The organism is Legionella sp. 227 (assembly GCF_043161935.1).
Taxonomy (GTDB): Bacteria; Pseudomonadota; Gammaproteobacteria; order Legionellales; family Legionellaceae; genus Legionella; species Legionella sheltonii.
This window is the reverse complement of record NZ_CP171154.1, coordinates 13,797-27,348: the sequence shown is the minus strand read 5'-3', so window position 1 is coordinate 27,348 and position 13,552 is coordinate 13,797. Positions and strand designations below refer to the sequence as shown.

The window sequence follows — 13,552 nt, the reverse complement described above, 5'->3', positions numbered from 1 at the left end:
GGAGAGCGGTCATGTTAGTGATGCAGGATTGCGCTATTGAGCCAGGCGATATTGTGTTTGTGGTCTCCAATAGCAGTAAACCTTTTATACGTTTAAAACAGGCCGCTCAAGCCCTAACGACCCCGGGCAACAAACATGGTCATAGAGAAGTAGTTACCGTCTTTGTTTGTACCGATAGAAATAAATATGGTGTCATTTGTCATAATTACGAACGGCAGCTATCAGTACCAACTGAAACTTTTAGTGCAAAACTTCAAGAAAAAACCATAGAGGAATTAACCACGCTCCTTCTAAAGTATTGTGATAAAGAATTCAATTCAATCCAAATAAAGGAAGCCCTTTCACGCGGTACCATGTGGATGAGGCAATTGGCTGCTAAGATGACTGGCAGTGAGGATCCTGAAAAATTAATTGAACAATTCCTTGCAGCATCCAAAGAGAATAAAGAGAGATTGATTCAATTAGTGCTTGTATTCTGGCGTGCCTCAGGACAGGCAGAAATTCTTCCGGTGGTGAATTCAAGCCTTTTAGTATTTAAGCATAACGATACGGAACAGCGGCAACAATTTCTAAGAGCGTATCAGCAACAAATTAAAGTGACAGAACGATTTCATGCGCAAGGAAAAAGCCGTACCAGTTTCTGGGCTGTGCTCAAGTCATTGTTTCAATGGTCAAATCAGCAGGATAAAGAAGACAGAGAACACCTTGCTCCTTCAGATGCAACCTTTTGTTCAAGTAACGTAATGCAAGTTTTAAATCAGGTTAATCCCGATCTTGTACACAGAGGACGATATGTTTTACCCAAAACTTTGGAAGCAGGTCTTCGCGAAGCAACAAAAAGTAAAAAGCGACCTGAAAAAGAATCACCGGAGCAGTTCGATGATTTTGAAGAGATGGTTGCAGCACAAGAACAGTGGATACCCCCATTTAAATTACAAATTTTACCTGCATCAGGCAAAAAATTGATGAGCACCTTATTAGCTGCGGTAGATAAAGAAATTCAGCGCATTGAGTCCAAATGGTGGCTCAATCAGGCTGACAGAGACAAAGCGAGTGATTTAAAAAGGTGTCTTTTGCCTTTTCGTAATCCCAAATATCAAGGCTATTCTGTTGAGTTACAGGTTGATATTGCGCTAGAGCTTATTGCAACGTTACTTCCTGCCTTGCAAAAAAAGACAGGTCTCTTGGGGGAATGGTTCCCGTCTACTTCTTATACCAATATACGCGCATTTGCGCGAACTCAGGGTATTTTTGATGGGGATATCCGGGACACAGTAGAAAAGCTAAAAACGCATTCTTCAATCACATCTCAAGAAGAAATTCCAGCAGAAGACGTGCAAGAACCATTGCCTACTGGGCAGATTTATATTTTTTCTGATTGGTCTTTTTCCATCTGGCCAACAGATAAGCGTGCACAGTTGTTACAGTATATGAACCAATTAGTTGCCAAAGGACATGCTTTATATACCTGGGAAAATGGCCAATTAGTCAAAATGAACAAAGAGTCCTTAAAAAGTGCGATTAATGGAGAGGATTTTGATGATTTGCTGGCTTCTAAATTAAAACCGGCAACACGCGCTGCCGTGCTTAAGCAAGCAGAGTATCAGCAGCTGAATACTGCCCAAGTCCACTTTCTTGATTATAAAGTGTGTCAAGAACTAGCTGATGATCATAAATCCATTGAAACTCATCTTAATGTTGCGTCAATATTTTCTTCAAAACAAGATGAATATCATTTGAATCAAACGAAGCTTGCACTCATTGATATTGAACTAGCCAATACTGAAGATGAAAATGAACAACTTAAATTGCAAAAACTGAAAAAGCAAATTGCTACGTTAAACGACATAAAGCATAAAACATATCAAAGTGGTGTTGATACCAAGGCTTTTGTGACGCAACCACGACATAGAAAGCCCATATTCAAACCCGTTGATTTACTGACTTTTACACCTTCGACTAAGTATTATCGTGATGAAGTCTATTCCGATTTGTTGATTAACGAAAACCCATCTTCTCCATTCCAATATTATGAATTAGTTGGAATGAATGCCACTGAAAATCTGACAGATTGTGACTATGAGTTTCATCCCGAGGGATTGAGTGAAGAACTCATCAACAAAAGGAAGGATGAAGCAAATCTCGTTCTTTTAAAAGGAAAAAAAAGATTAAGTTTGACTTCTAATTGGCAGCCATTGCCTTCCGTGCATCCTGGTGAAACCTTGTTAGATATTGCCATTAACGGATTAAAAAAAGATGATTTTGAAATAAAATATTCTAAAGAAAATCGTTTGCACTACATTCGCTTACTGAAACCAACTACAGAGCCTAAGGAAGCCAAGATAAATTTTTTGTTACGCATGCCCAAGCAGTATCGAGCACATCCTGTTTTTAATACATTAACCGCTCATCGAGAGCATCAAGAGATACATCGCTTATTAATGAAGTACCTTAAGTTTGGCAAAGATCATGGAAAATTAAGAAATACCAAAGTTCATAATGGCAATGAATATCTTGATGAGGCCAGAGGATTGGCTGTTGGAAGTTGTCGTTTAAGAGCTATTGCCTTTAAAGAGGAAATGAAACGTTTGTATCCTAAAGTTCCTGTTTCTATTGTAGGCAACCCGGATCATTGTTTTATTGAAATGGAACTCGATGGTCAATGGGATAGATATTGTTTGGGTGGATATAGGGATACTCCGAGTTTGGTGGAATCGGTCAAAGAAGATACTTTGTCCTCGATGAACTCCGATGCGAAAAACCACCGATTCTTTGCTGAAAAAGCGAAACCTCAATTGCCAGTGGAGGTTCCTGTTGCAGAAGAGGAGTTTGTTAAACGTTTTGCGTAATTAGGGTGTGGTATTGCGAGAGCTAGGACTTTGTGATTGGGGTGGTTCCGAGCTACAAAGTATCTAGACTATTACGTACAAAAGGTTAAACTAAAATAAAGATTATTCCCAAAATGGAACATCAATGATTAACGTATTTGATGCACATTTCCATATTATCGATTATCGTTTTCCCTTGGTTGCTAACCAATCCTATCTACCTAATGAATTTACTGTTACTGATTACCTTGAAATTGCAAAACCGTTGCATATTGTTGGCGGGGTAGTTGTATCAGGCTCTTTTCAAGCGTTTGACCAAACCTATCTCGTTAATGCTTTGCAAACCTTAGGTCCAAATTTTGTTGGAGTGACTCAATTACCTGCGTCAGTAAGCGATGAGCAAATTATTGAATTAAATCACCAAGGGATTCGCGGTATACGATTTAATCTTAAACGTGGTGGTTCAGAAACAATCGAGCATTTAAGGGACATGGCGCATCGAGTTTATGAGATTGCTCACTGGCATGTTGAATTATATATTGATTCTACAGAGCTTACTGGATTAACCGATCGCTTGCTTTGTTTACCTGCTTTGAGTATTGACCATATGGGGCTGTCCAAGAAAGGACTTTCTGGATTATTTAGGCTTGTAGAACAAGGAGTCAAAGTCAAAGCATCTGGATTTGGGCGAGTTGATTTTGATGTGGCTAAAATTTTAAAAATGATTGCTTCTATTAATCCTGACGCTTTAATGTTTGGTACTGATCTTCCTTCGACACGTGCGCCACAGCCTTTTAAAGAAGAAGACATTACTCTTATTTTGGATGCATTTGATGATTACATGGCTAAAAAAATTTTATTAACTAATGCAAGCGAGTTTTATCATCGGCAACTGTAGCCGCAATTTTAAATTTTTCTACTACTCCTTCTCGGCTAGATCGAAATGGGTGTGAATCGGGATATATCGTAATCATTACCTGAATGAAATTTGAAGTCGAATTGTTGTGCTTTTTAATCATTGACAACAAAATCAATGGTTTCACCTTTTTTGCATTTTATGAACAAATGCTTGCGGATTGCTTGGATGAAGATATCTTTATTATGTTTTTTTGAATAGCTACAATAGATGAAAAATTCTGAGGTTATAGGGACATGTCAATAATAGATAAAATCTTAGGAAAACCTCTCTCTTTAAGATCCAGGAAAAGGCAAGAGCTGTCGGTATTCACTGGGGTTCCTGCCCTCGGATTAGATGCATTGTCTTCAACAGCTTATGGCCCCGAAGCGGCGTTAGCCATTCTATTACCGGCAGGGGTAATCGGGTTGCAGCATTTTTTTACTATTTCCCTATTAGTCGTTCTTGTGCTTATGTCTTTGTATTTTTCATATTTACAGACAACAGCGGCTTATCCCCAAGGAGGAGGGGCTTACATTGTTGCCAGTGACAATTTAGGTAAAAAATATGGTGTTGGAGCAGCGATTTCCTTGATACTTGATTATTTATTAAATGTCACCGTCGGTATATCAGCCGGCGTTGGTGCTATAGTTTCGGCAATTCCTGCGTTGCAACCTTATACACTGACATTATGTCTTGCCATTTTAGTCATGCTCACGGTAATAAATTTACGTGGAATTCGTGAAACGGGAAGACTTTTAGTTGTTCCGGTATTTGTTTTTATGCTGTGTATGTTAATCGCTCTGTTTGTAGGATTAGTAGATGTCTGGACTCATGGAGGGCATCCACAACCTTTACAGGACTTAGCACAAAATCGAACGAACTTAACCGAAACATTAACCTTGTGGATGTTGTTAACTGCTTTCGCTAATGGTTTAACCGCGATGACAGGAGTAGAAGCAGTCAGTAATGCCGTGCCGTTATTTCGTAAACCGACTGTTCGAAATGCACAATGGACATTGACTCTAATTGTTGGCACGCTCGCTCTATTTTTAATCATCATTGGTTATCTTTGCCCAGCTTATCATATTGTAGCCATGGATCAGAATAAACCTGGCTATCGAACCATACTGTCGCAACTCGTTGAAGCGTCTACAGGTAAGGGTTTTTTTTACTATATTTCGATTGCCAGTATTTTTACTGTTCTTGCCTATTCAGCGCAAACCAGTTTTTCAGCTTTTCCGAGGGTATGTCGATTCCTTGCTGAGGATAATTATTTACCTCATTTTTTTGCTGAACGTGGTAGACGTTTGGTGTTCTCAGTCGGAATTATTATTTTGGCCATTTTTTCTGGAATCATTCTTATTGCTTTTAAAGGAATTACCAATAATCTGATTCCATTATTTGCTGTGGGTGCCTTTAGTGCCTTTCTTTTTTCCCAGATTGGGATGGTAGTCTATTGGTTACGTCAGGAAAATCGAAGAGTACGTTATAAATTAATTATCAATGCATTGGGTGCGGTAGTTACTGCCATTGCACTTTTTATTATTATTCTTACAAAATTTCTCCAAGGTGCTTGGATAATTGTTATTCTTGCCCCTGTGCTTGCGTTACTAATGCACCGTATTAAACATCATTATGAACGCATTGCTCATGAAATTGAAAATCCAATCAAAATAAATTCCCTTTCATTAAAACCTCCTGTTGTCATTATTCCAATACATGGTGTGGATTTAATTGCAGAAAAAGCAATTCAATTTGGAATGTTGCTTTCGGATGATATTACGGCTGTTTATATTGATGCAGGATATGATGATGTGGACCACTTGCAGGAGCTTTGGCATAAAAAAATTGAAATACCAGCTAAAGCGACGGATAAGGGGGTTCCTAAATTGGAAATCATTAGATCACCATATCGTCGTATCTACAAACCATTATTAAATTTTGTGAATAAAGTAAGAAAAGAGAGGAAAAATAGACTCATTGCTCTTATTATACCTGAGTTAGTAGAACCTAAATGGTATGAATACTTATTACATAATATTCATGCGCCAGGATTGCGAGCGTTACTATTTTTAGAGCGCGATCCGCGCACGATTGTTATTACAATACCTTGGTATTTACGTGAAAAATAGAATAAGGATGGATTTATGACACAATTTGAAACGTTATTTCATTTTATGAAAAAACCTTGGATTATTATTATTTATGTAATTTTTGTTATTTTGGCCTATTATTTTATGGATAAACCTTTGGCAACTTATTTTTATCAATTAGCTCTTGGGACCAAGCTGCCATTTTTAGAACTACTGACTGCTTTAGGAAAATGGGTTGCTTATATCATTTTGTTTCTTATTGCTGGATTGTATTTCCGATACATTCAAGTTAATGCTGTATATGAAGCGCGATCCTGGTATTTGTTAGGTTGTGTATTTTTAGCCAATTTAGTTTGTTTGATTTTAAAAGTTACATTAAGCCGAGCTCGTCCTGAGTTATTATTTTCAAGTAATGAATTTGGATTTTATTGGTTTAAATTAAGTTCAAACTATTGGTCTTTACCTTCAGGACATACAACGACAGTTATTAGTTTGGCAGCTGGATTAGGTACAGTTTTTTCTCGATATTTTTATGTTTTACTTGTTATTGCGCTACTCGTTGTCGCATCTAGAGTCCTGCTATGTTTTCATTATTTGAGTGATGTGATGAGCGCATTTTATATTACTCTGTTGGTTGTTGGCTTTTTTACAGAATATCTTAAACGGAAAAATTGGTTTAAAAAAATGGATTGTACTGTTTGATAACTCGGGATCCCAGATCTCGAAGTTGACTGAGTTTTTACCGGTATCGATCCTAGCCAATCTAGGGAGAGGTTATGACTATAGAGACTGAATTAAAAACTCTGGTTCGTGTTTATGCCAGTTTTGATGAAGAAAACAAATGTTATGTCAGTGATTTGAATCAAGAGGCCCTGTTACGTCTGGATGCTGATTTTATTAAGTTAATTAATAAATTATTGCTAAAAGATGGACCAGAAAAAACAAAAATCAAAAAAAATTATAAAAATTTATCTTTGTTTTTTCATCCGGATTTGATATCAAAATTCTGTCCAGAAGCTAAATGGTTTGAAAAGAATTTATCTGAAAATCGTAACGATGGGGCTTGTTTTAAAACATTAAGTCTTTGCTATGAGAAGTTAATGTCTCCTCAGGACTTTAAACCCCTTAAATTTGAAGACATTTCAAGTCGAGAAGATCTTAAAAAATGGTTAGAACACTTAAAAAATACTTCCAGAACATTTACTGAGCGTAATTTATACGTAGGCCTTTTAGGCTTGTTCGATCAATCTACGGGTTATTTTGATGAAGTAGGTAAGATAAAACCTAAAGGCGTACGGGCTTTAATTTCATTTTTACCTATGGTTTTCATCAGTTTTGGTACCTTTGTTTTTGCTGAAGAACTATTTGCTGTTTACGCACTTTATTTTGCTTTATTGAAGAGCGGACAATATATGGGGAGTAGCAATTCAAAAGAATTACAAAGTCTTGGCAATACCTTGCAAAAAATTACTATGGTCTCGGCGACGACTACGACAACTTTATTGGTACGTCTCGTTGAAATGACTTTTTGGGCATCACGACAGTGTTATGAGATGAGTTTGCATATAGGTTCTAGTCTTTTAACCCCACTCATTTCTTCTTCTGAAGCTCAATTTGATGGCACAATGGCAGATCAAAACTTATGTAGGGAATTAATTCTTGCCAGCCAAAATCAAAGTATCAGTGATAATTTTAAGACACCACAATTAAAAATGATCGCAGCACCTATCGAATCCTATCTCGGATTATTGGAACAACAATTTTTTAGAAACTGGCGGGCTGGAGGAGAGAAGTATCGAGCCTTAGACGCGTTTTTATTGACTATGCGGGTATTAGATAAAGATGATGACTTACTGGTTGAACAAAAAATAGCGAAAGCACATGAGGCATTAGAAAAAGTTAAAAAAAAAGCTGATGTTTATACTGAGGGAGGAAAAACTGCTCTGGCAGTGGATAGAGCCGAACGTGTAATTAGTCTGCTTCAGGATAATTTTGAGATGCAGCCTGCTTTAAGTAAGTCCTAAATTTTTAATAATGAATATACTTTTACCGCCAGTAGACTCAACTTTTAATCGTTATCTCAGCAACGATAAAGGGACCAAATTCAGTTTAAATAGAAATACCCACTTGAATTTGGCACAGTATCTCTGGCAAGATGCGTTTGTTTTGATTATCCAGTGAGGAATTATGAAAATTCTCGTGGCAGTGAAGCGTGTAATCGATCCTTATGTCAAAGTTCGGGTCAAGTCGGACCATTCCGGAGTTGAAACACAGAATATTAAAATGGCAATGAACCCATTTGATGAAATTGCTGTAGAGGAAGCATTACGTTTACGCGAAAAAAATTGGGCGACCGAAGTGATTGCAGTCAGTATCGGCTGCGACAGCTCACAGGAAACTTTAAGACATGCTTTGGCTTTAGGGGTAGATAAAGGAATATTGGTTCAAACCCAAGAGTCATTGGAAAGCCTAAATATCGCAAAAATATTAAAAAAGATTGTCGATGATGAAAAGCCTGATTTAGTATTGATGGGTAAACAAGCTATTGATGGGGATAATAATCAAACGCCACAAATGTTAGCTGCCCTGTTAAATTGGACACAGGCTACCTATGCTTCCAAAATTGAAGCACATGCCGACCACCTTGAGGTAACTCGTGAGATTGATGGTGGACTCGAAACAATCAGCGTGCATCTGCCGGCTGTAGTCAGTACCGATTTACGTTTAAACGAGCCACGATATGCCAGCCTACCCAATATTATGAAAGCCAAAAAGAAACCTTTGGATGTTTTAGAATTAGATAGCCTTGGATTGTCACTTAAAAAACATGTTGAGATATTAAAAGTTACTGCACCTGCAGTTCGCAGTGCTGGAGTGAAAGTTGAATCAGTGACTGAGTTATTGGATAAATTACAGCATGAAGCCAAAGTGCTTTAATAAGGGGACGTGATGAGCACTTTAATACTCGTTGAACATGATAACCAAACCATACACCCATCTACCCGTAATACTTTAGCTGCGGCATTAGAATTGGGTGATGATCCGACCTTACTTGTTATAGGACATCAATGCAAGAAAGTAGCTGAACAAGCTGCAACTCTTGCAGGGGCACATGCTGTTTGGTGCCTTGATAAACCATGTTATGAGCATCCTTTAGCAGAGCAAATCAGTGAGTTGGTTCTTTCTTTTGCACATTCATTTAAAGCCATATTAGTACCAGCAAGTACTTTTGGTAAAAATGTTGCACCACGTATTGCAGCACTATTAGATGTGGCTCAAGTTTCTGATGTCAGTAAAATTATTGATAAAGATACTTTTGAACATCCAATCTATGCCGGTAATGCTATAGAAACTGTACGAGTCCTTGATCCTATAAAAGTTCTTACGATTCGGTCTACGGCGTTTAATCCTATTACAGAAAGCCAAACAAGTTGTTGCATTGAACAAATTGATAAAGAATGTATTGCAAAAGGTAGCCAATTCGTTAAACATGAACTCAGTAAATCGGAACGTCCTGATTTAGGCAGTGCTAAAATTGTAATCTCAGGTGGAAGAGGACTGCAAAGCGCTGAAAAATTTCAATTGATTGAAGAGTTAGCTGATGTTCTTGGTGCTGCTGTGGGAGCATCCCGTGCTGCTGTTGATGCGGGATTTGTTCCTAATGATTATCAGGTGGGGCAAACCGGAAGGATCGTTGCGCCAATGCTCTATATTGCTGTAGGAATTTCAGGAGCTGTACAGCATTTGGCAGGGATGAAAGATTCCAAGATTATAGTAGCAATTAATAAGGATGAAGATGCCCCTATTTTTCAAATCGCTGATTATGGTTTGGTTGGTGATTTATTTGAACTCGTGCCACAGTTAATCGCACAATTAAAAAACCGTTAGAGGGAGAAAGTATGTTAGTAGGTGTTCCAAAAGAAATTAAACCTCAAGAAAATCGTGTAGGTCTTGTTCCTTCTAGTATCAGAGAAATTATAAGAGTAGGAAGCTCTGCTATAGTTGAGAAGGGTGCTGGATTGGGGATTGGTATTTCCGATGATGATTATCGACATGCCGGAGCAGAAGTTGTTGATAGCGCGGATGAAGTGTTTTCCAGAGCGGATCTCATCGTAAAAGTAAAAGAACCGCAACCCATTGAGTGCAAACGTCTACGTGAAGGCCAAACATTATTTACCTATTTGCATTTGGCCCCAGATCCTCATCAAGCACGTATGCTTAAAGAATCTGGTGTAACTGCAATTGCTTATGAAACGGTAACAGAAGAGGGAGGTGGTTTACCATTACTGGCTCCTATGTCACAAGTTGCTGGGCGGATGTCGATTCAAGCCGGGGCTCATTGCTTGGAGATGGCTCAAGGTGGTAGTGGTATTTTACTAGGTGGCGTTCCTGGAGTCGCAGCAGCAAACGTTGTGGTTATTGGTGGGGGTGTAGTCGGTACGAATGCAGTGCGCATGGCTATGGGTATGGAAGCACGAGTTACCGTACTGGATCGTTCTTTACAACGTTTAAACGAATTAGATTTCCAATTTGGTTCTAAACTCAATACTGTGTATTCCACAGCTGATGCTATAGAAAAATATGTGGCTAGTGCTGATTTAGTGATTGGTGCGGTATTGGTACCTGGCGCAGCTGCTCCAAAATTAATGACTCGCTCCATGCTTAAATCAATGCGACCTGGTTCAGTATTAGTGGATGTTGCCATTGATCAAGGCGGATGTTTTGAGACAAGTCGCCCCACAACACATCAAGAGCCTACTTATGTTATTGATAATGTAGTTCATTATTGTGTTGCGAATATGCCTGGTGCAGTCCCTAGAACATCCACTTTTGCTTTAAATAATGCAACATTACCTTTTGTGTTAAGCATCGTAACCAAAGGCGTGAAGCTTGCTTTATTAAATGATAAGCATTTACTCAATGGCTTGAATGTCCATCAAGGGAAAATTACTTTTGATGCGGTTGCTCGTGACTTAGGCTATGAGTATACACCTGCTACGATTGCATTAGCTGGTCGATAAGGTTTTATTGAAGTCTCTATACAACCTGGGTGAAGGTAACGCCTAACCCAGGATTTCAAAAATTAGTCAATTGCCCAGGGGCATAAAAATCATGTTATCCTGAGCAGTTTTCGACGAAGGATCTCCCCAATAGTACATCTTATTTATCTATAAGGTTATGCCCCATTCAGGAAATCTTTTTACTCAGATCAGGATGATGTAGCTGACTTTTATTTGTTGTAGCCTGGGTGAAGACGAAGCTGTAACCCAGGCCTATAAAATAGGACAACGCGAATTTATTAAAACAAACTGTCCTCACCAGTTGTGAGTTGTTGTTGCTCATTACTCGCATTATAAACGGGAGTTGGATCTTCTTCCGCAGGAACTTCTTTATTACGAAAATACTCAATGATTCCATTGGCCTGATTAGGACGTGCCAGTAAGCCGCTATTAGGATCGATACGAACAGCGACTACATTCTCAGGCTGTTTCATTTCACTTTCAGGTTTCCCTTTCAAAGCAACTTTCATAAAGTCTATCCATAAAGGCAGAGCCAGTCCTGCAGCGTATTCGTGTAAGGATTTGGGATTATCAAAACCGATCCAGGTGGTTACAACAAGATCGGCATTAAACCCAGCAAACCATGCATCTACTTGATCATTGGTTGTGCCGGTTTTACCTGCTATATCTTGACGATTGAGCACTCGAGCCGCACGCGCGGTACCATGCTGAATCACATCTTTTAATGCAGTGTTCATTAAAAAGGTAATGTCTTCAGGAATGACGCGAGGCGCTAGCGTGGAATGATCTACATTAGTACAATTATTGCAAACAACAGTTGGCTTGGCTTGCAGTAAAATTTTACCATCCGTATCAGTAATATGATCGATAAGGTAGGGTTCAACTTTATAACCACCATTTGCGAAAATAGCATAAGCGGCAGTAAGTTCCATAGGGCTAACGGATAAACTACCTAAAGCCAGAGAAAGACCTTTGGGAAGCGTTTTCTTATTAAATCCAAATCGAGTTAAAAAATCGATAGTGTAATTGATGCCTATGTCATCAAGAATACGTATGGATACCAAATTTTTAGATTGAACTAAAGCTTTTTTCAATCGTGTAGGCCCATTGAATTTCAGATTCACATTATGAGGACGCCATAGGTTGGGTTGGCTTGGATCATCTACAACAATAGGTGCGTCGTTAATCAATGTTGCCAGGGTATAACCGTTATTTAACGCTGCGGCGTAGACAAAAGGTTTAAAGCTGGATCCTGGTTGTCTGCTTGATTGCGTGGCACGGTTAAATTTGCTTTTTTGGAAGTTGAATCCGCCAACAAGAACTTCAATAGCACCATTTTTAGGATTAAGTGCTACCATCGCTGATTCAGCTTCAGGAATTTGCGCTAATTCCCAATGGTCTTTGGTCGAATGTACATAAATAATATCGCCGACAGCAACAACTTGCATGGCCTTAGATGGCGATTTTCCTACCCAACCGTTTTTAAGTGCTGGTCTGGCCCAAGACATACCGGCCCAAGGGATTAGAACAGTTCGACCACTTTGTAATGTCGCTGTAGCTTCTTTTTCCCGAACTTCAGTAACAACTGCAGGTATCAGGTGATTAAGTTCCGGATACTTTTCTAAATTCTTTTGAATTGAATGCAAGGACTTACTGTCATTTTCTCCAATGGTAGCAACAGGTCCCCGATATCCATGTCGATGATCATAGGCTATTAAATTTTTTTCAACTACATCATTGGCAGTGTTTTGTAATTTCCCATCAATAGTGGTGTACACTTTGTAGCCTTTAGTATAGGCATCCGGGCCAAAATTGTCGTACAGGGATTGACGAATCATTTCAGCAACATAAGGCGCTTTTACTTCAATATGGGTGCCATGATACCTGGCAGTAATGGGTTGATTGATGGCATTCTGATACTGTTCTTCATTAATGTAATGTTCTTCCAGTAAGCGCTCTAACACGTGATCACGGCGTTTTTTGGCGGCAAGCGGATTTGCAATGGGGTTTTGTGTTGAAGGGGCTTGAGGAAGACCCGCAATCATCGCTAATTCTGCCAGATTTAATTCTTTAAGGGACTTGCCAAAATACACCATTGCTGCGGCGCCAACTCCATAAGCACGATTACCTAAATAGATTCGATTAAGATAGAGTTCGAGAATTTTTTCTTTACTTAATTCCCTATCTATTTTTATGGCAAGCATAATCTCATTAAATTTGCGTAAGAAAGTCTTTTTGCGGCTTAAGAAAAAATTACGTGCCACTTGCATGGTAATGGTACTACCGCCTTGTGATTTTGTTCCTGTTTTCACCATACGCACAGCAGCACGGCCAAGGCCCAAAATATCGACACCAGGATGTTCAAAAAAACGTTGATCTTCGGTGGCAATCAAAGCATGAATCAGCATAGGTGGTATTTCATCATAGGTGACAGGAATTCGTTTCTTTTCACCATATTCCTGAATCAGCAAACCTTCTTTACTGAAGATTTGTAAAGGTACTTGCAATTGTACTGTCTTTAACGAATCTACATTGGGGAGTTGGCTTTCAAGGTAGAGATATAAGAAACTACCTGCTACGATTAAAATAAAAAACAGGCTCATCAGCGCCCATAGACCTTTACGCCAGAAGTATGCCATTTTCATATAGTCATGCGTTTTTAATGAAATTTGGCGGATATTATACAGTGATTCTCTGTAAGATTGCGAGTTT

At 38.8% G+C, this 13,552-nt stretch carries 9 protein-coding genes; 8 read left to right on the top strand and 1 reads right to left on the bottom strand.

Annotation, left to right across the window (positions count from 1 at the left end; translation table 11 throughout):
* The first annotated feature begins 11 nt into the window (after positions 1 to 11).
* From ACF8MK_RS00105 to ald, 8 genes are all read left to right on the top strand, one after another.
* Positions 12 to 2,849 (top strand): hypothetical protein, encoded by a 2,838-nt coding sequence (locus ACF8MK_RS00105; RefSeq protein WP_392537662.1) that lies wholly within the window; start codon positions 12 to 14, stop codon positions 2,847 to 2,849.
* A gap of 124 nt (positions 2,850 to 2,973) precedes the next feature.
* The gene (locus ACF8MK_RS00100) at positions 2,974 to 3,726 is read left to right on the top strand and encodes an amidohydrolase family protein (RefSeq protein WP_392537661.1); all 753 of its coding nucleotides are present in this window, start codon (positions 2,974 to 2,976) and stop codon (positions 3,724 to 3,726) included.
* 254 nt (positions 3,727 to 3,980) lie between these two features.
* Positions 3,981 to 5,858, top strand: a complete 1,878-nt coding sequence (locus ACF8MK_RS00095; protein WP_392537660.1) for an APC family permease — start codon at positions 3,981 to 3,983, stop codon at positions 5,856 to 5,858.
* A gap of 15 nt (positions 5,859 to 5,873) precedes the next feature.
* On the top strand, positions 5,874 to 6,521 hold the full coding sequence (locus ACF8MK_RS00090; protein ID WP_392537659.1) for a phosphatase PAP2 family protein: 648 nt from the start codon (positions 5,874 to 5,876) through the stop codon (positions 6,519 to 6,521).
* A 74-nt stretch (positions 6,522 to 6,595) separates the two neighbouring features.
* Complete coding sequence (locus tag ACF8MK_RS00085) at positions 6,596 to 7,843, top strand: J domain-containing protein (RefSeq protein WP_392537658.1); 1,248 nt, start codon at positions 6,596 to 6,598, stop codon at positions 7,841 to 7,843.
* 163 nt (positions 7,844 to 8,006) lie between these two features.
* A complete protein-coding gene (locus ACF8MK_RS00080; RefSeq protein WP_392537657.1) occupies positions 8,007 to 8,756 on the top strand; it encodes an electron transfer flavoprotein subunit beta/FixA family protein in 750 nt (249 codons plus the stop codon).
* Between the two features lie 12 nt (positions 8,757 to 8,768).
* Positions 8,769 to 9,707, top strand: coding sequence for an electron transfer flavoprotein subunit alpha/FixB family protein (locus tag ACF8MK_RS00075; protein WP_392537656.1), 939 nt, complete (start codon positions 8,769 to 8,771; stop codon positions 9,705 to 9,707).
* 11 nt (positions 9,708 to 9,718) lie between these two features.
* Complete coding sequence (ald, locus tag ACF8MK_RS00070; protein WP_265702913.1) at positions 9,719 to 10,840, top strand: alanine dehydrogenase; 1,122 nt, start codon at positions 9,719 to 9,721, stop codon at positions 10,838 to 10,840.
* A 278-nt stretch (positions 10,841 to 11,118) separates the two neighbouring features.
* Here ald and ACF8MK_RS00065 read toward each other — a convergent pair whose 3' ends face one another.
* A complete protein-coding gene (locus ACF8MK_RS00065; protein WP_392537655.1) occupies positions 11,119 to 13,485 on the bottom strand; it encodes a penicillin-binding protein 1A in 2,367 nt (788 codons plus the stop codon).
* Positions 13,486 to 13,552 lie beyond the last annotated feature (67 nt).

Bases quoted from the DNA above. Each gene is read 5' to 3' on its own strand.
- ACF8MK_RS00105 (WP_392537662.1), top strand. From the start codon at position 12: ATGTTAGTGATGCAGGATTGCGCTATTGAGCCAGGCGATATTGTGTTT.
- ACF8MK_RS00100 (WP_392537661.1), top strand. From the start codon at position 2,974: ATGATTAACGTATTTGATGCACATTTCCATATTATCGATTATCGTTTT.
- ACF8MK_RS00095 (WP_392537660.1), top strand. From the start codon at position 3,981: ATGTCAATAATAGATAAAATCTTAGGAAAACCTCTCTCTTTAAGATCC.
- ACF8MK_RS00090 (WP_392537659.1), top strand. From the start codon at position 5,874: ATGACACAATTTGAAACGTTATTTCATTTTATGAAAAAACCTTGGATT.
- ACF8MK_RS00085 (WP_392537658.1), top strand. From the start codon at position 6,596: ATGACTATAGAGACTGAATTAAAAACTCTGGTTCGTGTTTATGCCAGT.
- ACF8MK_RS00080 (WP_392537657.1), top strand. From the start codon at position 8,007: ATGAAAATTCTCGTGGCAGTGAAGCGTGTAATCGATCCTTATGTCAAA.
- ACF8MK_RS00075 (WP_392537656.1), top strand. From the start codon at position 8,769: ATGAGCACTTTAATACTCGTTGAACATGATAACCAAACCATACACCCA.
- ald (WP_265702913.1), top strand. From the start codon at position 9,719: ATGTTAGTAGGTGTTCCAAAAGAAATTAAACCTCAAGAAAATCGTGTA.
- ACF8MK_RS00065 (WP_392537655.1), bottom strand. From the start codon at position 13,485: ATGAAAATGGCATACTTCTGGCGTAAAGGTCTATGGGCGCTGATGAGC.